The following is a 19,369-nucleotide window of genomic DNA, read 5'->3' as shown; positions in this document are numbered from 1 at the left end:
TTAATATTTTTATCTATCTTTTTGCATACTAGCCCCGGCTCTTACTAAAATAGTAGAAGTAACCAAAGTAATATGTGTTTGTTAATTGCATTTTTCTTTCTTGGTGTCAAATGTAGTAATCAGAATTTAATTTGTCAAGTACTATTTGAAAATAATTGAAACAAAATTAAATTTCACATAAAATCTTATTTGTAGGCGTTCTTCTGTACCCATGCCTCAACACCTCCTTTTGTAAATGAAGAGCTTGGTCTAAAATCAACATAAACGCCCTTATAATCCTTGCCATTGCAATTGTACAAGTAATCAAATGTGAGATAGAAATAAGAGGGGCCAGAGCCCGTTTGCCCTGTCCATTTTGCTTTTACTTCCTTCAATCCATAATCACACTCACCATTTCTTGGAATATTCATTTGCACATAAAGTACGTTATCTCTTGTTATAAATCTAATTGAAGGTTTATCCATATTCATGCTACCCTTAACTCCAAATTTATAATTAGGGCTCGCAAAGCCAATATTAGCTGAGGTGATGTTGGCATTCATTGCATCTGCAATTTCCTTGGCCGAATAATAGGTTTCTATTGTTGTTGGAGTTGCAACAGGACTAGCGGTTGGAGTTGTAGTAGAAGAACTGCTTGTTGTAGTTCCCTCTTTAGGCCACATGGTAACCCTATAATAATTATCGTTGGTAGACATGCTATGTCCTGAATACTTGTAATAAATAAGTTTCCCTGTTCCACTGACCTTTTCGCTAGAGTAAGTGAACTTGCTGTTATCCTTAATCTCGGCAATGGCTTTATAGAATTTTTGTGGTGATGATTTAAAATGAACAGAGGTTAACTTGCCCTTCTCATAATTTACATAGAAACTTACATAGTCGTTTTTCGTATAAACATAAGAACCGCTTTCGGTGTCATTTTTTTCATATTTAAATCCCCTTTTTTCCAACACAGATCTATGGTTGTCGATAGTTAATATATCTGTTAATCCGTGTAACTCTTCAATGGTATAACCTTCTGTTAATAAAGCAGTAATGTTATCCATATTTTGGGCATGGCTTTTAGTTGCAAATACAAACAATAAATTACAAATAATAAGGTATTTAATATATCTCATGGCAAGGGCTTTAATTTGGTACAAAAGTAGAAGTTTTTGAAAATAAAATAATACCTACTTTTTGGTATTCTGTTAATGGTGAGATAAGAATTTAGTCATCCGATGAATATTTGCAAATTGTATTCGGATAACTAGTTAATAATTATTTGAAAAACAAGGTCAGTATTTTATGGCTTTTGTAGCCCCGCCATTTGTCGCCTGCCTGCCGCAGGCAGGGGTTTATATTACAGCGTTAGTGGTTCTTGGCAAGTTTTACACTCAAATAGTATAGACTAATCTAAATGACTTAGTGATGAGTGGATTTTGAAATAAGTGCAGTGATTGTTTTACTGTTAAGCATAAATCCCGTAGCGACTATTATTTTAACTGTGTCAATAATTAGAAAACCAAAATCCTGATTCTCACCAAAAGGAATTTTGTCTCTTATTAAGTTGAAAATCTGATAACAAAGTTGAGGAATACTGTTGGCCAAAATTACACCGCTTATTACAATTATAGCTATATTAATAACCTTTGTGTAAGTCATGTTTAACTCTATTCTATCTTCATTAAAGTCTTTTTCTAACTTTAATATTCTTACTAACCAATGTGCTTTGAAAAGGAAAAGAAAGATGAGAAACAGAAAAACAAGAGCAGTTGGTAATATTAATATGAAAACCGTTGACGTCTCACCTCCCGCTTGTCTAACGGTAAGATAGGATGTAAATATAGAATTACTGATTACTGATAAGCTATTAAGTAAAAAAACTAAGCCGATGATTTTAATAACTATAATCCAGAATGTTTTGATTCTCATTACGTAGAGTTTAATTTAGTTGTATGGATAAATATATCATTTTACTTGAATATTTATTGGGCTATGAAATGCTGCCTTGGTTAAATAAAACCTTATTGAAATGGAAAGCTCCCGATTCTTTTTCGGGACTTGGAATGAAAAGAAGGACTGCAGTGACCAAAGAACCATTGCCATTCGTTTTCAAATTTTTATGAATGAGATTGCTTCGCAAAGCTCACAATGACGTATTTTATTACGCTTGCTTTAGCTGTTCTTCTTTTGATGGTACAGTCTCGCTATCCTTTAAGTTCTCTGCATCATGCAATTGTTTTTGCATAACCTTGGCAATTTGTGTGCTGCCATCATGGCTCCATCCTGGAGGATATAAAATGTATTTAACCTTATCTATAAACGTAGGTGCTTTTTTAACATCATTCTTTAAAGCAATAAACTCATGGAAAATAATGTTAACTGGGCCTGTATCTTTTGGCTGTGTAGTTAAACCATACTTAATTGCATCTTCTGGTAGCTCTTCTTGGAAAGTGCCAAACCACCTGTCCCAAAGAATTAAAACCATACCCATATTTTTGTCTAGGTAACGGACATTACTAGCATGATGAACACGATGATGCGATGGCGTTACAAAAATATACTCGAACCAAGGGTGCAATTTGCCAACTGCTTGCGTATGAACCAAGTTGCCGTAAATTTGAGTTACCAAATAAGCAAAAAGGATATCCATTGCAGTAAAACCCATAAAAGCTAAAGGCAAATAGAAGAAAACTCTGTATAATGGCTCAAAAACCGTAGAACGGAAACCAGTAGTTAAGTTAAAATGTTCTGATGAATGATGTGTAACGTGCATCGCCCAAAAGAAACGAATATAATGCCCTACAGTATGTAAAAACCAATATAAAAAGTCTTGTGCTAGGATTAAAACTATCCAATAAACCCAAATATTGGTGATTTGAAAAAGCCTGAACTGATAACAATATTCTAAAAGGAAAAAGGTAGCGGTTTTCATCCCTAAATTAATTACCACAGCTACAGTCATTAAATAGATATTGGTCCAGGTATCTCGTTTGGTGTAAACTTTTTTATCGTGTATGTAACTGATGTACATTTCAACCAAGGTTAAAACAATTACAAACCCAAACAACCCACCTACAGAAATATCGCTACCAGTAAACTTCATTTTACAAACTATTATAGTAATTCAAACTCTCCAAGATATCTTTATCAGTTACCTTACAGTTGAAAGTACAATGGCCAATTTTTTCTAATAAGGAGAACAGAATGTGGCCTTCTTCGTTCTTCTTGTCGCTTTGCATTAAGCCGATTAATGCATCAAAGCTTTTTTCTTTGACGTTATATTTTGGGTAAATACTAAGGATGTAAGTTGATAAATCCTTTAATTCATCTTCAGTTAAATTGCAATACTTTGCCGAAAGAAAACCTTCACAAACCATACCAATTGCAATTGCTTCGCCATGCGTTAAAGGTTTTTTGTCTTTAGAAAGCGAGTAACTTTCTACTGCGTGACCAATAGTATGACCAAAATTTAAGATTTTACGTAAACCTTTTTCTAATGGGTCTTCCGTTACTACTTCATTTTTAATCTCAACAGAGCGATAAATAGCTTGTGCCGTGATGTTTTGGTAATCGCTATTTTTTAACTCTTCGTAATAGGCCGCATCTACAATTAAACCATGTTTAATCATTTCGGCAAAGCCAGATAACATTTCTCTTTTAGATAAAGTAGTTAAGAAAGTACTTTCTATAAATACGGCTTGTGGCAAACTGAATGTACCCACCATATTTTTAACATTATCTATATCAATTCCCGTTTTACCACCAACAGAAGCATCTACTTGAGATAATAAGGTAGTAGGGATATTAATGAAATCTATACCCCTTTTATAGGTTGATGCCACAAAACCACCCATATCGGTAATTACACCACCGCCTAAATTAATCATCAAACATTTACGGTCGGCACCAAAATCTAAAAGTGTTTTCCAAATGCCAATGCAAAAGTCTATGTTTTTGTTTTCTTCGCCAGAATCCGTTTCAATGATGTCGAAATCTTCTATATCATCTAATAAAGACCTGAAAACTGGAATACATAATTCAGCAGTATTGGTATCTGCAAAAACAAAAACCTTACTGTATTTATTTTTTTCTAGTATGTCTTTTAAAGGGCTTAATCCAGATTCGAAGTAGATAGAATGCCCAGCGCTTTTAATTGGTTCCATTAAACTACTTCAATTATTTTGCCCATAAAATCTATTTTATCGCCAATGCGAACTTTAAGGCGCTTTCTATAATCAACCGTTCCGTTATACTTTACCAAACCTTCTTCTACTATAGATTGTGCTTCGCCGCCACTTTGAACCAGTGCCGTAGCTTTTAAGAGTGCAATTAGCGGAATAAATTCGCCTTCGAGTTTGAATTTTATCATTGTGCTGCAAATTTACAATTATTTATAAAGTGTTTTGCCTTAACAACGGTTGTAATTTATATTTTTGCAAACTTCTGACTAACCAAACATCACAAATGGAATCATCACCCAGAAAAAAAATCAATTTTGACAATACAGAAATCGCTTTCCGCAATAAAACTAATGGCGAATTAAATCAGGCTTATTGGCTTTTTAAAATCATTAGCAGCAACTTTTTAACACAAGTTGGTCCACCGATAACTAATTTCTTGTTAAACGTTGGTTTTCCAATTAAGGGAGCGATTAAGGCTACCATCTTTAAGCAGTTTTGTGGTGGAGAGACCATCGATGAATGCGAAAAAACGATTGAGCAATTGAGTTTAGGAAATGTGGGTACTATTTTAGATTACTCTGTAGAAGGAGAGGATGAAGAAGAAGTATTTGATTTTACCTGCGAAGAAATCATTAGAACCATCAATAGGGCAGATGGCGACCCAAGAGTTCCAATTACTGTTTTTAAAATTACAGGCATTGGCCGATTTGCTTTATTAGAGAAATTGGATGCTAAGCAAAAATTAACTGCTATAGAAACTGAAGAATATGCAAGGGTTAAAGCTCGTTGCGAGAAGATTTGTCAGGCTGCATTTGATAAAAAAGTTCCTGTAATGATTGATGCTGAAGATTCATGGGTACAAGATACTATTGATGAATTGGCTTTAGATATGATGATTAAATTCAACAAAGATGGATTAATCGTTTATAACACTTACCAAATGTATCGCCATGATAAACTGGCAGATTTGAAAGCAGACTACCTGATAGCCAAAGAAACTGGATTTATTTTAGGCGTTAAAATGGTTCGTGGTGCTTATATGGAAAAGGAGCGTAAACGTGCTCTTGAAATGGGTTATACATCGCCAATACAGCCAGATAAAGAAGCAACTGATAGAGATTACGATGAAAGTTTAAGGTTCTGTATCAAACACCTAGACCAAATTGCCATTGTCTGTGGAACACATAATGAAGAAAGCTCTCGTTTGTTAACAGAGTTGATAGATGAAAACAACATTGCACACAATCACCCTCATGTTTATTTTGCTCAGTTATTGGGTATGAGCGATAACTTGAGCTTTAACTTATCTGATGCAGGTTATAATGTGGCAAAATATGTTCCTTACGGACCAATTAAAGCTGTAATGCCTTACTTGTTTAGAAGAGCACAAGAAAATACTTCTGTTGCTGGGCAAACAGGTAGAGAATTAGGATTGATTAGTAAGGAGAAAGCAAGGAGGAGACTTTAATAAGGTAAAAGCTTAAAGTCTAAAGATTTTGATTGCTTATTTATTTGAAAATTGAAGGCAGTGCTCATCGGTTTTTTTAGTCCCACTCTCGTTTCAATCTTTTTTGTTCCTTCGACTACGCTCAGGATGACAAAAAAGGATTTTCACTATCCCGATAGCTATCGGGACGGGTTTAGAAACAAAGTGCTGTGCATAAACAAAGAACCCTGCATTAAGCCTTAAAGAATATGATTCTTGAAATATTTTTCATTTAACTATAAAATATCCAATAGCCAACCAGACTAATCCTTTAACCAAGAAAAACATAAAACCCCAAAAGCCGAATTTTTTGCCCCATTTTTTTAGTTTTTCTAGTCTTTCTGGATTCATTTCCATTAAGGTAATTGTTAAGAAAAATTATTAATTATTTGTCATTCCCTGCCTACCGGCAGGCAGGCGACTTCGGAGGAATCTATTAATAAGAATTCAATTCACTAGATTCTTCGCTTCGCTTTGAATGACAAATCACGCTCTGAACGACAAATTATGTTTAAGTTAACATAACTATTATTTAGCCGCAGATTCGCAGATTATGGTATAATTTTAATCTGCGAATCTGCGGCTTATTTTTATTTAAAAACCTTTGCGCTCTTCGTGTCTTTGCGGTTAATTTAGCTTTTAACCAAATCAAATCGGTCTAAATTCATTACCTTATTCCATACTGCAACAAAGTCTTTTACAAACTTATCTTTTGCATCACTACTAGCATAAACTTCAGCTATTGCTCTCAATTCAGAGTTAGAGCCAAATACCAAATCGGCACGAGTTCCAGTCCATTTTACTTCACCTGTACTGATGTCTCTACCTTCAAATGATTGTTGTGAACGATCAACAGACTTCCAAATTGTTTGCATATCTAACAAATTCACGAAGAAATCGTTAGTTAAGGATTCTGTTTTATCTGTTAATACACCATGTTTGGAACCATCGAAATTGGTATTCAATACACGTAGACCACCCAATAAAACAGTCATTTCAGGAGCTGTTAAGGTTAGTAATTGTGCTTTATCAATTAATAATGCCTCGGTAGAAATACTCGAATTACCTTTTTGATAATTTCTAAAACCATCTGCCAATGGCTCCATTGCGCTGAAAGATTCTACATCGGTTTGTTCTTGAGAAGCATCAGCACGACCAGCTGTAAAGGGAACTTTAATGTCTTGACCAGCATTTTTTGCAGCTTTTTCAACTCCAGCACATCCTGCCAAAACAATTAAATCTGCCAATGAAACTTTTTTGCCACCTGTTTGTGCACCATTAAAGTCATTTTGAATTTGCTCCAAAACACTTAATGTTTTATCTAAAGTTCCAGAACTATTTACTTTCCAATATTTTTGAGGAGCCAAACGAATACGAGCGCCATTTGCACCACCACGTTTGTCAGAACCTCTAAAAGTAGAAGCTGATGCCCAAGCAGCAGATACCAATTGAGCAACTGATAAGCCACTTGATAAAATTGTTTCTTTTAAACTAGCAATATCATTATCATCAACTAATTGATGGTTAACCGCAGGGATAGGGTCTTGCCAAAGTAAAACTTCTGTTGGTACATCTGGACCTAGATAAAGTGCTCTTGGCCCCATATCTCTATGCGTTAATTTAAACCAAGCACGAGCAAAGGCATCAGCAAACTGATCAGGGTTTTCTAAGAAACGCCTAGAGATTTTTTCGTATGCTGGATCTAATCTTAAAGATAAATCTGTAGTAAGCATACTTGGTTTATGCTTTTTAGTTGTATCGTATGCATCAGGAATAATTGCCTCAGCATTCTTTGCCACCCATTGGTGCGCACCAGCAGGGCTTTTGGTCAATTCCCATTCGAAAGCGAATAAGTTCTCGAAAAAGTTATTGCTCCATTGCGTAGGTGTGGTTGTCCACGTTACCTCTAATCCACTTGTAATGGTATCAGCACCTTTTCCCGAGCCAAAACTATTGCTCCAGCCAAAACCTTGTTGTTCCATACTTCCAGCTTCAGGTTCTTTGCCTACATGGTCTGAAGAAGCTGCTCCATGTGTTTTTCCGAATGTATGTCCTCCTGCAATTAAAGCAACAGTTTCTTCATCGTTCATCGCCATACGGGCGAAAGTTTCACGAATGTCTCTGGCGGCAGCGATAGGATCTGGATTGCCATCAGGTCCTTCAGGATTTACATAAATTAAACCCATGTGAGCGGCGCCTAACGGTTTTTCCAAATCGTGCGAATGTTGGTTACCTTCTGCATCTTCATCAGATGATACAACACCGTGTGCTGCAACACCTTCCTTACCTCTCGAATAACGTTCATCGTTACCTAACCAAGTCTTTTCAGAACCCCAGTAAATGTCTTCACTAGCTTCCCAAACATCGGCCCTGCCACCACCAAAACCAAAGGTTTTAAAACCCATTGATTCTAAGGCTACGTTGCCTGTTAGCACCATTAAATCTGCCCAAGATATTTTATTGCCATATTTTTGTTTAATAGGCCATAGCAAACGACGAGCTTTATCTAAACTCACATTATCTGGCCAGCTATTTAAAGGAGCAAAACGTTGTTGCCCTTGTCCGGCACCACCTCTACCATCGCCTACACGATAAGTACCAGCACTATGCCAAGCCATACGGATAAACAAACCTCCATAATGACCAAAATCTGCAGGCCACCAATCTTGCGAATCGGTCATTAAAGCATGTAGATCTTTCTTTAAGCCATCTAAGTCTAAACTGTTAAATGCTGCTGCATAATCAAAATCATCCCCCATTGGATTAGATAAAGATGAATGTTGACGCAAGATTTGGACGTTTAATTTGTTTGGCCACCAATCACGATTTTTTGTACCGCCATTAATTGCATTGCTATTCATGCTGCCATTGTGAAATGGACATTTGCTGATGTCGCCGTTTTGGTTATTTTCCATTGTACATTGTTTTGTTTATCCTTAATTTGCTTTAAGAAAATGTTGTTCAAAATTTGGTTGTGGGAGAATGCGTTTATGCTAATTTAGTGAAAGCCATTAAAATTATCAATCATAAAACCGGAATTAATAATTGCTTAACACATCTCGTTATAAACAAATCTATAGAGAATGGATTGTGAAAGCAAAGGCTTTTTATCTATATCGATATAGGCAAAAGCTATTTAACCCTAAAAGGTTGTTTGCCACTTAATAAATCCCAAAAAAGCATAAAGTCACTTGCTAAACTATAGCCAGGATATTGAAAAGTAGCGGGTTTATTTTTTTCGAAAAAGAAGTGACCAACCCAAGCAAAACCATAACCAATGAAGGGAACTGCTACCAAAAATCTCCAATCGTGAAAAAGCATAGCGGCAATGACACATAAGATTAATAAGGCAGTGCCGATGAAATGTAAAATGCGACTGGTTAAATTCTTATGTTCTGATAAATAAAAAGGATAGAATTCTTTTAGGGATGTAAATCTTTTTTCGCTCATTCTAAATCTTTAGTTATATTTCAATATTAAAATTATGAAAAAAATATTAATCTTTTTATTGTTGTTCTTAGCTACAGGAGCGCAAGCACAAACTGTTATCACAGGGAAAGTTGTTGATGAAAAGACAAACGTAAGTCTTGTTGGAATTACCATTTACATCAATAGTAGTACAATTGGAACAACTACAGATAATGATGGTAAATTTAGCCTCAGTGTTCCATATAACGGCAAAGTAGAACTAGTAGCTTCACACTTAAATTACGAAAAGAAGATTGTTCTAATTACGCCAAACAAAAATGAAACAATTTTAATTGCACTGAAACCTCAAAGCAACACTTTAAAAGAAGTAATTGTTAAAGGAAAAAAGATTAAAAGTGAAAATTTTAACAAATGGGGTGATTTATTCACTAAGATATTAATGGGGACAGATCTTCGTTTTGCTGTAAACGCAAAAATAAAGAATCCTGAAACTTTGTCTTTTTATTTCGATAAAGAATCAAATGAGTTGATTACTTATGCAAAAGCGCCATTAATTATTGAAAATTCAATGTTAGCTTATCGCATTAAATTAGATTTAGAAAATTTTAAATACGCTTTTAATACGGATGTATTGCAGTTTGAATACTCTACTTTTTTTGAAGAGTTGCCAATTACAAAGGGAAAAGAAGCTATGGTTAGGGCATGGAGAGCTTCTGCCTATTATGGATCTCAAATGCATTTCATGAGATCTGTTTATCAGAATAATTTAACCAATGATGGGTTTATGCTCTACACCTATAGAACTAATAAAAACAGGGAAAAGGAAAGGATTCGTAAAATTATTCAATTAAAAATAGCGGAAATTTACGCCGAAAAAAATAATCCAAATTATGATATAAAATATCTTTTTAAGGATCGTGATACCATTGGCTATTATCAAATGATCATGAAACAAAATGATATTGTAGCTTTAGATACTTCAAGAGTCTCCTTGAGAAAACTAGCTGTATTGAACAGACAATTAGATGTTGTTAAGTTTAATTTTAAGGATACTTTAATGATCAGTTACAAACACAATGACTTAGCTAGAAAAAATATGAGTGTAAAGCCAATTGAAACTATAGTTGTAAAGGATGGTCATGGCAAGGTTAAAGACCAAGACAGTTACATGTATTTCACTGAAGATGGTGGCATCAATGTGCAAAGCAACGGCTATTACCCTGAGTTAAGAGTGTTTGTTTATGGCAACATGTCTGAAAGGAGAATTTCCCAAGTTTTACCTTGGGACTATGATCCTGATAAGTAACTAAAGAATATTGTTAGCTTCTAAAAACTCCCTTAATTTTTCTGGATGTTTATCCATCAATAAAGTATTTAGCCCTGCTTTTTTAGCACCTGCTAGGTGTTGCGGACTATCATCAATAAATAACGTTTCTGCAGGATTAAGGTTATTGTCTTTAATTACTTGCTCGAAAATGTTAAGGTTTGGTTTGCGCAAACCCATGTGTTGCGAGAAATATGCTTTTTCGAATAGGTCATCGTAGTTACTAATGCCGAATTGTTGCTCAATATGATCAACTATCCAATCGTAGTGAATTTCGTTACTATTACTCAATAAAAAGGTACGGTATTTGGCTTTTGCTTCTTGCAAAACATCGTGATTGCCTTTAGAAACACCAATCAATAAACTGTTCCAGGCCTTGTCAATTTGTTCGTCGCTAAGGTTAGGATTATTAGCTGCGGCTCTAATTCCGTCTCTAAATTCAGTTCTGCTTATCTTCGATATCTCTAAATCGTCAAATAAAGAGTTATGTCCTTTATGGGCAAAAAATGCATCAATATCGTCGATACCTAATTGACTAAAAGCTTCTTGCGTGATTTTAAAGTTGATTTCGAAGATGACATTGCCGTAATCGAAAATAATATTTTTTATATTTTCCATAAAAAGTGTTTCCAAAATTCGATGCAAATATGTAACATTGCACTCGCAAAACCTAATACGTTTTCGGCGCCTATAGCTCAGTTGGTTAGAGTAGAAGACTCATAATCTTTTGGTCCCTGGTTCGAGCCCAGGTGGGCGCACATAAAGCATCTACGCAAGTAGGTGCTTTTTTTATGTCTGGATAGGCGAGTAAGTTCATCTCGATTTCGTATCAGGAACTTAACTACCCTTCCCCAACCCTCCATCTATTGGAATATTTACACCTGTAATATAACTAGCATATTCAGAGGCCAAAAAGCAGGCTAGATGCCCATATTCTTCTGGCTTCCCGAAACGTTTCATCGGTATCTGGCTTTCCCTTTGGTCTTTTATTTCTTGATGGCTTTTTCCAGAAGCTGCGGCTTCAGTGTCGATCAGGTGTTTTAGCCTGTCTGTATAGAATAAGCCCGTCATGATATTATTAACGGTTATGCCATCTGCCGCAACCTCTGTGGCCAATGTTTTTGCCCAAGCCGCAGTGGCTGAACGGATGCTATTAGAAAGCGCCAAATTTGCAATGGGTTCTTTTACAGAAATAGAGGATACGTTAATGATCCTGCCGAATTTTTGGGCTTTCATGTGTTTTAGGGCAAGCAAGGTAGTCAGGCAAACAGATTTGAAAAGCAAGTCAAATGCTTGCTGGTATTGATCTATGCCTAGCTCAGTTGCCTTTCCTGCCATTGGACCATTGGTGTTATTTACCAAAATGTCGATGGTATGGTTTTCGAAAAAGGTAGTGATGTTGGTGTTGAATGTTTGGAAGTCAGAAAAATCGACTTTCAAATAACCATGGCGTTGATTAGGATGAGTGATTGGGAGTTGTTTGATGATTTGCTCCATCCGTTGCTCATCGCGAGCCATCAAGGTAACATTTGCACCACACTGCGCAAGCTCCGTTGCAATGGCAAGGCCAATGCCCTGCGAACTTGCACCCACTAAGGCATTTTTATCTTTCAATTCTATTTTCATAAGCTGGCTTATAAGGCTTTATAATCTTCTCTAACAGGAAGAAAAATATCAAGCAATTTGCAATCGGTTAGCGCAATGCCACTGTGTTCAACGTATGGAGGGATAACTGCAATCATTCCTGGCGTGTAAATATTAGTCTCCCCATTAAAAGTTAGCTGAAATTGACCTTCTCTGACCTCGGTGATTTGCTCATGCAAATGGCTATGAGCAGGTAGAATTGAACCTTTATCAATTACCCAAAAACCAAGGGTAGAGTGGTTAGTATGTACAAACCTGCCATGGAAACCAGGAATTACATCTTTAACGGGAAGGGTGTCGATTGCTATCATATTCGTTTTATCAATTGGGTAAATTTAGCAAATTGCAATTGGTGAAAGATGACTAGATGTAAAATTCTTGGGGAAAAGCTGCAATCATTTAACCTCTTTATTGCATAAGGCAGATCCATTGTCTATTTTGCGGACTTAGAGAAAGATAAAATATGGCTTCAGGCTTTTTTGCAATTTTAGATGATATAGCAGCTTTAATGGATGATGTTGCTTTGGCGGCGAAAGTAGCAACCAAAAAAACGGCAGGGATTCTTGGTGATGATTTAGCAGTTAATGCAGAAAAGGCAACGGGTTTTCTTTCTTCTCGAGAAATACCAGTTTTATGGGCCATCACCAAAGGGTCTTTATTAAATAAGTTAATCATCGTACCCATAGCATTATTATTAAATGCCTTTTTTCCCGTCGCCATTAAGTTTATATTGGTTATTGGTGGCTTTTATCTAGCTTATGAGGGGGTCGAAAAAATAGTCGAATACTTATTCCATAAAAAGAAGGAGGTACACCCAGCAGCCACCGAAGTGATTGAAGATGCCGCACTGGCAGAAAAAGCAAAAGTGAAGTCTGCTGTGCTTACCGATTTTATCTTGTCGGTAGAGATTGTGATTATCGCCTTAGGCACAGCCTTAGAAAGTAGTATCACCATACAAATTCTAACGGTTTCGATAGTGGCATTAATAGCAACCATTGGCGTTTATGGTATTGTTGCACTCATTGTTAGGATGGATGATTTAGGCTTTAGACTAATTAAAAACTCCGGCGAAAAGGGAATTTTAAATTTCTTGGGTGTTCTTTTAGTTAAAGCACTTCCCATCATCATCAAGATATTAGCTGTGGTAGGTACAATTGCACTGATATTGGTATCTGGCGGTATCTTTGTCCATAATATACCTTTCCTTCACCATCTTTTTCCATCTATTCCAAGTATCATCACCGAATTTGGGCTCGGCTTAATCGCCGGACTTATTATTGTTGGCTTGGTCCTTTTAGGTAAAAAGCTTTATTACTTGTTAAGGAAATAATTGGATACAAAGCCGCTCACCCTGATGTAAATTGCTTAGTTTGTTTAACGACTAGCTAGGCAGAATAAATACCAACATTTACTTTTCTATCAAACCGTCTTTCTATGCATCAAAATCTCTTCTACGTCTCTATCATCATGGTGTGCTTAACCTGTATTCCATTGGTGCGTAATGATTTTTGGATTTTTAGGGTATTTGAATATCCTAGGTTACAGAAATTAACTCTAAATGCGTTATTGATTGCATTAAACACTTGGTTTTTACCAATAACGGTTGCAGAGCAAATAATGTTTTTGGCACTGTTTATCAACGCGATTTACCTGCTCTATCAAATTTTACCATTTACAGTGTTCGCTAAAAAACAGATCATAACTGCGAGGAAGCCAAACGGAGACAATAATATTTCACTAATAATAGCTAATGTTTATCAAGATAACCGAATGAGTGAGAGTTACCTGCGGCTGATTGAAAAATGTGATCCCGATGTAATATTGATGGTGGAGACCAACCAGTGGTGGCAAGATAAAATTGATGTTATTGGCAAAGATTATCCACATCAATTAAAGATGCCGCTAGAGAATACTTATGGGATGATTTTTTATTCGAGGTTAGCAATGCGTGAAGGCAGCATAAACTTTTTGGTAGAAAATGATATTCCATCAATTGAAGTAGAAGTAAAGCTAAAATCTGGTCAATGGGTAAGGCTCTATTGCCTGCATCCGCAACCACCTGTTCCTCAAGAAAATCCTCGCTCTACAGAACGCGATAAAGAAATTTTAATTGTGGCAGAAAAGGCAAGGAAATGCAATTTGCCAGTAATTGTAATGGGCGACTTAAATGATGTGGCATGGAGCTACACCACTGAGCTATTCGGAAAAGTAAGCGGATTATTAGATCCTCGAAGGGGAAGGGGATTTTTTAATAGTTTTAATGCAAAGTATTTTTTTCTACGTTTTCCATTAGATCATATTTTCTGCTCAGCAGATTTTACGCTTTCTGGAATTAAAAGAATGGAAAGCTGTGGTTCAGACCATTTCCCAATGTGCGTTAATTTGCAATATGATCCACCTGCTGAAAATTTGAACGAAAAACCGATTGCAGATGCTAGCGATTTGGAAATTGCCGATGAGAAATTAAATGCAGATACATCAGCATAAATTAGGATTGACCTTGCGAATGAAGTTTAACTTAGGTCGTCAAATCTCTTTGGCTCGAAATATGCGAGATTGAATTATGCCAAAACAAATGTTAAAAAATCAAGGCTCCACCACCACAATCCAAAAAATCTTCAGGATCTTTCTAGGCATTTTTATGATAGCTGCTGCTATCGGACACTTGAGTTTCCAACGCAATGAATTTCAAGCTCAGGTGCCAGATTGGATTCCTTTGAGCAAAGATTTAACGGTCATCCTTTCGGGTATTGTAGAAGCAGCTTTGGGCATATGTATGATTTTCTGGAAATCACAAAGGATAAAAGTAGGCATTGCACTAGCCATATTCTATGTGCTTATTTTTCCAGGCAATATTGCGCAGTACCTTAACCATACTGATGCATTTGGGTTAGATACAGATAGTAAAAGATTAGCAAGACTGTTCTTTCAACCGGTACTCATATTATGGGCACTTTGGTCTACTGGTGCATTAAGCCATTTAACAAGAAAATTTAAGGGTTGAGGATATTTGTAAAGCTATAGATTGGTGCCATTAGGTTATTAAAGCTCGTCATTGGTAAGAACGATGCTAAATGCCAAGCAGATGTTATTATAAATTTTGGCTCATTTATCTAATGGAATATTTAGATTTGTTACTCACGTTAAGCCAAAATATTGAACCTTGCAATGCAAATGCTATCCATTAAAAGCATTAAATATTTGTTCGCTATACTCCTTGTATTTGGTTTAGGGCTGATCGGCTATGCCCAAAATCGCTTGGTATTTAATCACTTAGTTGTAGAAAATGGTCTTTCCCCAAATTCAGTATTGTCTATCGTTAAAGATTCACAAGGCTTTATGTGGTTTGGTACAAAATATGGATTGAATAGATACGATGGAAGAGAGATAAAAGTATTTAAAAACAGCCCTCAACATAAAAACAGTATTGCTTCTAATGATTTCGTAAAGGCATTAACCTTAGATAATGACAAGGTGTTGTGGGTTGGATCTTTATGGGGTCTAGATAAATTTAACCCAGAAAGCGAATCATTTACCCACAGTGTTACTGGAGTAGACCGGGCAAATTGCATCTACAAAGATCGAGAGGGCGTGCTTTGGTTGGGTAGTAACAACGGTTTAACCTATTCTACAGATAAAAACAACAAGGTTTTCAGGGCATTTAATTTAGGCCTAAAAGTACCCTACCAGGTTCAAGCTATTTTTCAGGATCATATTAATCGTATATGGGTGGGTACTACTGTGGGTTTGGTTAGATTAACTAAAGTAAAAGGTAGATATCATATTCTATTTTTCAATCATTCAAAAGATGTCAATTCAATAAGTGGGAACTTTATAACAACAGTTACAGAAGATCAAAAGAAAAGGTTGTGGGTTGGAACTAAATACGATGGAATTAGTCTGTATGAGGAAAACAAAAATTCATTTAAGCGCTTTTTACACAGCGATAATTCTTCAAATTCCTTAGTTAATGACCATGTTCGGAAGATTTTGGTTGATCGATGGGGAAAATTATGGATAGGTACCCAAGAGGGATTATCAATAATAAATCCTGAGACAGAGAAATTTGAAAATTACGTACATGACTCTGCAGATCCATCTAGCCTAAGCCAAAACTCGATACATGATATTTATGAGGATAATTGTGGTTCTGTTTGGATTGGTACCTATTTTGGTGGTCTCGATGTGGTACATACCATAGTTACGCCATTTGAAGTTTACCAAGACAATAAGTATAAAAGCAGTATCAGCAGTAATATTATCAGTACTATAGTTGAGGATGGAAAGCATAATTTATGGATTGGTACCGAGGCTGGCGGATTAAACTATTTTAACAGGGAAACAAACACCTTTAAAGCTTATAAAAATACACTGAAAGACGGTGCTAGTTTAAGCTCTAACCTAGTAAAATCTATTTTAATTGATAAATCACAAAGAGTTTGGATAGGGACCGCATTGGGCGGAATAAACCTATTTAGGCCAGAAAAAAACGATTTTGTTCATTACAGAAGTCGTGAGTTTGATAAAAATTCGCTGAGTTCTGATGAGGTAAACTGTGTATTTGAAGATAGTGAAGGCAAATTTTGGGTAGGTACACAATTGGGTTTAGATCGTTTTTATCCAGAAACCGGTTTATTTAAACCAGTAAACCTAAAGAGTATTAGTAATACAGACAAACAGGTTGCAATCGTATTTGAGGATTCAAAACATAACATTTGGCTTGGTACCAGGCATAGCATAAAGTTTAGGCCTAAAGGATCAAGTAATTATGTAACTTTTATTGGTGGCTCAACGCCTGGGCTTGCAAATAGTTATGCAAATTGTTTTTTTGAAGATAAACAAGGTACAATTTGGATTGGTACCTATCATGGTGGTTTAAGCGCTTATGACCCTATAAAAAAGACCTTTAGAACCTATGCTGCAAAAGAGGGATTAGCTGAGGATAATATATTAGCTATTTTAGAAGATGATAGGGGCTTTTTATGGTTGAGCTCTGAAAATGGTCTGATAAAATTCGATAAGCACCGAATCACCTTTAAGGTCTATAATAACAGCGATGGGCTTCCTGGAAATGTTTTCAACAATGCATCCAGTTTAAGAGACAGCAAAGGGCAAATGTTCTTTGGTGGCTATAATGGTTTGGTTTCCTTTTATCCTGATCAAATTAGGGAAAATCATTTTAGTCCACGTGTAGTATTTACTTCACTTAAACTTTTTAATGAGAACGTTCAGTTAGATGCCGAAGATGGTTTATTAAAAAAGGCAATGAGTTTAACTAAGGAAATAACCTTTTCTTCGAAGCAAAATGTTTTTACTATAGAGTTTGCTGCATTAAACTATGTTAAACCTAAAAAAAATAGATACAAGTATAAATTGGAGGGATTTGATAAAAATTGGAGTGAGGGGGCTATACCTTCGGCAACTTATACAAATTTACCCTCAGGAAGATATACCTTTTTGGTAAAAGGTAGTAATAACGATGGTCTTTGGAATGAAACACCAATAAAGATTGAAATTCGCGTTTTGCCACCTATTTGGCGAACTTGGTGGGCTTATTTTCTTTATGCTATTGCAGGTGGTGTTTTGTTCTATTTCATCCTCCGATTTACTCGCCGCCAACAGCGCCTCGAATCTGAGCTTTATTTTGAGCATTTGAATAATGAGCGCCAGCAGGAACTTTATCAGATGAAGCTGGATTTCTTTACGAGGATCTCACATGAGATACGTACACCACTTACCTTGATTTTTGCCCCGCTTGAAAAGTTGATCAAATTGACAAAGGAGAACAACATGGTCAATTATCAATTATATGGCATTAAAAGAAATACCGATAGGCTATTGCGATTGATTAGTGAGTTGTTGGATTTTAGAAAGATAGAAACTGGAAATGCTAAATTACAGGTGTCAGAAAATGATTTGGTTGCTTTTTGTCGTAGCATTTATAATTCTTACGAGGGCCTTGCGGAAATTAAAAATATAGCTTATAGTTTTAGCTGTAAGGAAGAGCAAATCTATACTTGGTTTGACATTAGCCAAATGGAAAAGGTTTTTTATAATATCCTTTCCAATGCCTTCAAATATACCCCAGATGGTGGTAAAATAAGTTTTTCTATTGATAAGGAAACTGAAGGTGTAAAGGTTGTGATTGCTGACACGGGTATAGGTATTCCACTAGAGGTGCAGGATAAAATATTTACCAACTTTTATCAGGTTAATTCAGGGTCTGCTACTATCGAAGGATGGGGGATAGGTTTAGCACTAGTTAAAAACATTGTAGACTTACACAGCGGTGAAATTACTGTTTCAAGTACACCATCTTCAAGTGTCGTTAACGGCAATACTGCACTTTCTGTAACCTTGTTATTGGGTAAGGCTCATTTTAAACCAGATGAATTGTTAGCAGAAGAGATGGTAATTCAGGCTGAAGCTAGCATTCCTGAAATAATGGTATGGAATGAAAATAGCCCTCTTGATAAAATAATTGAGGAGAAGAAATATACCATTCAGGTTGTTGAGGATAATGATGAGTTACGTGGCTTTATAGTGCAGTCTCTACAGTCAACCTACCATGTTCTAGAGAGCTTGAACGGTTTAGAAGGTTGGAAAAAAGCTATTGAACATATTCCTGATCTTATTGTTAGTGATGTAACCATGCCCGAACTTAACGGATTGGAATTTTGCAGTCGTTTAAAGGCTGAAGAAAGTACCAATCACATTCCGGTGATCATGCTTACAGCCATGGCCTCACATTTACACCAAGTTGATGGGTTAGAAGCAGGGGCTGATATTTATATCACTAAACCTTTTAGTATTCAAGTGCTTGAATTAAGTATCCGCAATCTTTTACAAGGACGTGAAAGTTTAAAGGAAAAATACATCAAGCAAATTATGCTGAGCCCAAGAAAGCTTGAATCTGTATCACCAGATGAAAAATTCTTAAACAAGCTGATGTTGCTTATTGAGGAGAACATGGAAGATTCAGAATTTAATGTGAGCAGTCTTGTGGAAAATATTGGAATGAGCCAAACTGTACTCTATAAAAAAATTAAGGCACTTACCGGTTTATCAATTCTCGACTTTACCAAATCTCAGCGACTAAAAAGAGCAGCCCAACTTTTAGCAGAACAAAACTTAAGTATTGCTGAAGTCGCTTACACTGTAGGCTTTAATGACAGAAAGTATTTTAGTAAAGAATTCCGTAAGCAATTCGGAGTTGCACCATCTGAATATAACAAAAAGATAAATGAGTAATTCCCTTTAAACTGAACTGTTGTCTCAAATAGATAGCTTAAATAACTATTTCGGAATTAAAGAAGTTGTCCA

17 protein-coding genes and 1 tRNA gene are annotated in these 19,369 nt (G+C 35.9%); 8 read left to right on the top strand and 10 right to left on the bottom strand.

From position 1 onward, the window contains the following. Positions 1 to 185: 185 nt before the first annotated feature. Both R2Q59_RS09005 and R2Q59_RS09000 read right to left on the bottom strand, forming a co-directional pair. Positions 186 to 1,115: a hypothetical protein gene (locus R2Q59_RS09005; RefSeq protein WP_316785256.1), complete on the bottom strand. Its 930-nt coding sequence runs from the start codon at positions 1,113 to 1,115 to the stop codon at positions 186 to 188. 286 nt (positions 1,116 to 1,401) lie between these two features. After that, a complete protein-coding gene (locus R2Q59_RS09000; protein ID WP_316785255.1) occupies positions 1,402 to 1,911 on the bottom strand; it encodes a hypothetical protein in 510 nt (169 codons plus the stop codon). A gap of 23 nt (positions 1,912 to 1,934) precedes the next feature. Here R2Q59_RS09000 and R2Q59_RS08995 point away from each other — a divergent pair, with 23 nt between their 5' ends. Further along, on the top strand, positions 1,935 to 2,105 hold the full coding sequence (locus R2Q59_RS08995) for a hypothetical protein (RefSeq protein ID WP_316785254.1): 171 nt from the start codon (positions 1,935 to 1,937) through the stop codon (positions 2,103 to 2,105). Positions 2,106 to 2,143: 38 nt separating this feature from the next. On the opposite strand, the gene R2Q59_RS08990 is transcribed toward R2Q59_RS08995, so the two are convergent. Genes R2Q59_RS08990 through R2Q59_RS08980 form a run of 3 tightly spaced genes read right to left on the bottom strand, consistent with a single transcriptional unit; the run spans position 2,144 to position 4,351 of the window. Next, complete coding sequence (locus R2Q59_RS08990; RefSeq protein WP_316785253.1) at positions 2,144 to 3,085, bottom strand: sterol desaturase family protein; 942 nt, start codon at positions 3,083 to 3,085, stop codon at positions 2,144 to 2,146. Position 3,086: 1 nt separating this feature from the next. After that, complete coding sequence (gene aroB, locus R2Q59_RS08985; protein ID WP_316785252.1) at positions 3,087 to 4,145, bottom strand: 3-dehydroquinate synthase; 1,059 nt, start codon at positions 4,143 to 4,145, stop codon at positions 3,087 to 3,089. Next, positions 4,145 to 4,351: an RNA-binding S4 domain-containing protein gene (locus R2Q59_RS08980; RefSeq protein WP_316785251.1), complete on the bottom strand. Its 207-nt coding sequence runs from the start codon at positions 4,349 to 4,351 to the stop codon at positions 4,145 to 4,147. The genes aroB and R2Q59_RS08980 overlap by 1 nt, the downstream gene beginning before the upstream one ends. A gap of 95 nt (positions 4,352 to 4,446) precedes the next feature. On the opposite strand from R2Q59_RS08980, the gene R2Q59_RS08975 reads away from it, so the two are divergent. Then, the gene (locus R2Q59_RS08975) at positions 4,447 to 5,631 is read left to right on the top strand and encodes a proline dehydrogenase family protein (RefSeq protein ID WP_316785250.1); all 1,185 of its coding nucleotides are present in this window, start codon (positions 4,447 to 4,449) and stop codon (positions 5,629 to 5,631) included. Between the two features lie 650 nt (positions 5,632 to 6,281). Here R2Q59_RS08975 and katG read toward each other — a convergent pair. Together katG and R2Q59_RS08965 are read right to left on the bottom strand one after the other, a co-directional pair. Continuing rightward, on the bottom strand, positions 6,282 to 8,564 hold the full coding sequence (gene katG, locus R2Q59_RS08970) for a catalase/peroxidase HPI (RefSeq protein ID WP_316785249.1): 2,283 nt from the start codon (positions 8,562 to 8,564) through the stop codon (positions 6,282 to 6,284). A 217-nt stretch (positions 8,565 to 8,781) separates the two neighbouring features. Continuing rightward, positions 8,782 to 9,099, bottom strand: coding sequence for a DUF962 domain-containing protein (locus tag R2Q59_RS08965; protein WP_316768004.1), 318 nt, complete (start codon positions 9,097 to 9,099; stop codon positions 8,782 to 8,784). A 34-nt stretch (positions 9,100 to 9,133) separates the two neighbouring features. On the opposite strand from R2Q59_RS08965, the gene R2Q59_RS08960 reads away from it, so the two are divergent. Further along, positions 9,134 to 10,384, top strand: coding sequence for a carboxypeptidase-like regulatory domain-containing protein (locus R2Q59_RS08960; RefSeq protein ID WP_316768002.1), 1,251 nt, complete (start codon positions 9,134 to 9,136; stop codon positions 10,382 to 10,384). Here the strand turns inward: R2Q59_RS08960 and R2Q59_RS08955 are convergent, their stop codons facing one another. Then, positions 10,385 to 11,020, bottom strand: a complete 636-nt coding sequence (locus R2Q59_RS08955) for an HAD family phosphatase (protein ID WP_316785248.1) — start codon at positions 11,018 to 11,020, stop codon at positions 10,385 to 10,387. Positions 11,021 to 11,086: 66 nt separating this feature from the next. Here R2Q59_RS08955 and R2Q59_RS08950 point away from each other — a divergent pair. Beyond that, positions 11,087 to 11,160 (top strand) — tRNA-Ile (locus R2Q59_RS08950). 79 nt (positions 11,161 to 11,239) lie between these two features. Here the strand turns inward: R2Q59_RS08950 and R2Q59_RS08945 are convergent. Together R2Q59_RS08945 and R2Q59_RS08940 are read right to left on the bottom strand one after the other, a co-directional pair. Further along, positions 11,240 to 12,028: an SDR family oxidoreductase gene (locus tag R2Q59_RS08945; RefSeq protein ID WP_316785247.1), complete on the bottom strand. Its 789-nt coding sequence runs from the start codon at positions 12,026 to 12,028 to the stop codon at positions 11,240 to 11,242. Positions 12,029 to 12,036: 8 nt separating this feature from the next. Further along, complete coding sequence (locus tag R2Q59_RS08940; protein WP_316767977.1) at positions 12,037 to 12,357, bottom strand: cupin domain-containing protein; 321 nt, start codon at positions 12,355 to 12,357, stop codon at positions 12,037 to 12,039. Between the two features lie 152 nt (positions 12,358 to 12,509). Here R2Q59_RS08940 and R2Q59_RS08935 point away from each other — a divergent pair, with 152 nt between their 5' ends. From R2Q59_RS08935 to R2Q59_RS08920, 4 genes are all read left to right on the top strand, one after another. Further along, complete coding sequence (locus R2Q59_RS08935; protein ID WP_316785246.1) at positions 12,510 to 13,376, top strand: DUF808 domain-containing protein; 867 nt, start codon at positions 12,510 to 12,512, stop codon at positions 13,374 to 13,376. Between the two features lie 104 nt (positions 13,377 to 13,480). Then, positions 13,481 to 14,533, top strand: a complete 1,053-nt coding sequence (locus R2Q59_RS08930; protein ID WP_316767975.1) for an endonuclease/exonuclease/phosphatase family protein — start codon at positions 13,481 to 13,483, stop codon at positions 14,531 to 14,533. A gap of 154 nt (positions 14,534 to 14,687) precedes the next feature. Then, on the top strand, positions 14,688 to 15,050 hold the full coding sequence (locus R2Q59_RS08925) for a hypothetical protein (protein ID WP_410478916.1): 363 nt from the start codon (positions 14,688 to 14,690) through the stop codon (positions 15,048 to 15,050). A gap of 164 nt (positions 15,051 to 15,214) precedes the next feature. Continuing rightward, entirely contained in the window at positions 15,215 to 19,297 is a 4,083-nt protein-coding gene (locus tag R2Q59_RS08920) for a two-component regulator propeller domain-containing protein (protein WP_316785244.1), read from the top strand. Positions 19,298 to 19,369 lie beyond the last annotated feature (72 nt).

The sequence above is a fragment of the Pedobacter frigiditerrae genome, assembly GCF_032678705.1.
Lineage (GTDB): Bacteria > Bacteroidota > Bacteroidia > Sphingobacteriales > Sphingobacteriaceae > Pedobacter > Pedobacter frigiditerrae_A.
Note: the sequence above shows the minus strand (reverse complement) of the source record. Positions and strands in the feature narration are given on the sequence as shown.